At 38.8% G+C, this 2,270-nt stretch carries 1 protein-coding gene; it reads left to right on the forward strand.

Features of this window, described 5'->3' with window-relative positions:
* Positions 1 to 2,009 (forward strand): sensor histidine kinase (locus DBR11_RS14275; RefSeq protein ID WP_233260760.1); only part of this gene is annotated, 2,009 nt, incomplete at its 5' end.
* Between the last annotated feature and the right edge of the window lie 261 nt (positions 2,010 to 2,270).

A 2,270-nucleotide genomic window follows, 5' to 3' on the forward strand; every position in this document is an offset into this window, starting at 1 on the left:
AAGCAGAACTTTTTCATCATATTTTTCCTGGCGAGGCAGTGTACCAGTTGCTTACTGACCAGGGAAACAATATATATACCAGTAACTTTCATAAAATTAAATTCAAAAAAGACAAAATTCCCGAAATTTCCAGTTACCTGGATTTTGGAACGCTGAAAAAAGAATATCCAAATATTCATGTCAACTCTTTTGCGAAAGATACCGGCCATTGCATTTATTTAGGAGCAAAAGGTAATCTTCTTAAATACAACTTGAAAAGCCGCAGTTATACTAAAGTTCCCTTGCCCTATAAGAATATAAATGAAATCCCTTTTCCAATCTACTGTGATGACAAAAATGATATCTGGATGGGCTACAAAGGATTCCTGGTAAAATTTGACCCGGCTTCCGGGAAGTTCAGTAAATTCGATTTTCCCTCACCCCAATCCCTTTATGATTATGACTTTCTACAGCAAATTTATCAGGATGGCAAGGTTCTTTGGTTAGGCACCACCAATGGGCTGTATAGCTTTGATCGGTTTAAAGGGCAGATGCAGAGCAGCTATGCTCACGACCACAAAAATAAGGTGTCCCTAAGCAACAACTATATTCTTTCCTTAAGTAATGACTTTAATCATCCTGGGAACTATTTATGGGTAGGTACAAAAGGAGGAGGACTGAACCGTCTTGATAAAAAAACAGGTCAGTTTTCCAGATTTGACACAAAAAGCGGCCTGCCAAATAATGTGATCTACGGAATCCTGACCGACACTGGAGGAAAGCTTTGGCTAAGTACCAATAAAGGAATATCAAGGTTCGACCCTGTTAAAAATTCCTTCCAGAACTTTAATGTCGATGACGGGCTTCAGAGCAACGAATTTAACCGTTATGCTTTTGCGAAAACTGCAGACGGTTTATTGTTTTTTGGGGGAATGAACGGGATTACTTATTTTGATCCGCAAGACATCAAACCCCTGGGTCCATCAGCGGTTGTTTTTACAGAATTCCGCCTTTTTAACAAACCGGTGATTCCTTCCGATACGAACTCCATTCTTAAAACAGATTTAAATTCGACCAAAGAATTAAGGTTAAATTACGATGATAATGTGCTTACTTTCCAATTTGCTGCGATGGACTACCGCAAACCAGGCAATATCAGATATAGGTACATGATGAAGGGTTTCGATAAAGACTACATTTATGCTGGAATGGCCAGGGAAGCTACATATTCCAATTTAGATCCGGGTGAATACCATTTTAAAGTACAGGCAAATTATGGTACGCCTGCATGGGGAGATAAATACACCTCATTAAAGTTGATTATTATTCCTCCATGGTATAAAACCTGGTGGTTTTATGTTTTGAGCATAATGACCACCATTGCTTTGTTTTATGGACTTCATCTTTTCAGACTCGCACAGCTAAACAAGGTAAATAACCTAAGGAACCGAATTGCACGGGATCTGCATGATGAGCTTGGCTCTTCCTTGAGTACCATCGCCATATATTCGAAAATTGTACAACAGCAAAATTCAAAGACCTCGTTTGACCGGGAACCGCTCCTGCTCAAAATCACCAATAACGCAACTGAAATGATGGAATCCATGAGCGACATTGTATGGAATATCTACCATAAAAATGACGCCTTTGAAAGCATTTTGAGCAGAATGCGTGAACATGCCTATGAGTTGTTCGAAGCAAAAGGATATACCCTCCGTTTTAATCATGAGGAGGGATTATTGAAAAGAAAAATGTCTATGGAAAAGAGACGTGATTTTTATCTGATCTATAAAGAAGCCGTAAATAATGTGGCCAAATACGCAAATGGCCACAATGTTTGGATTAACGTTACTTTGGAGAATAACATCATTTCACTTGTTGTTGCCGATGATGGAAAAGGATTTGATCCGCTCCTGAAAACCGGGGGCAACGGACTTTCCAACATGGCATATCGGGCCAAGTCATTGAATGGCGAATTAAACATTGTTTCTGCGCCCAACAAAGGAACACGTATTGAGTTGAAATTTTAGATGTTGTGGAATTTGAAAAGAAAGGTGCTTTTAGCCTATTCAAAAGCACCTTTCTTTTGCACAATCATGCTATGATCTTAGAATTTTTTACCATATGACATTTTGAATGTATCCGCTTACGCGGGTTATTTACTTTATTATATATATTAACTTTTTCATTAGCAATAATTTTTTCTGGTGTTTTATTTCCCAAATATCTTTTTAAGCAGTTTGCCCAACGCTCCGTCCGGTACGTGCTCCGGAACATCTTCCGATGCTACC

It is taken from the genome of Pedobacter sp. HMWF019 (assembly GCF_003061025.1).
Taxonomy (GTDB): Bacteria; Bacteroidota; Bacteroidia; order Sphingobacteriales; family Sphingobacteriaceae; genus Pedobacter.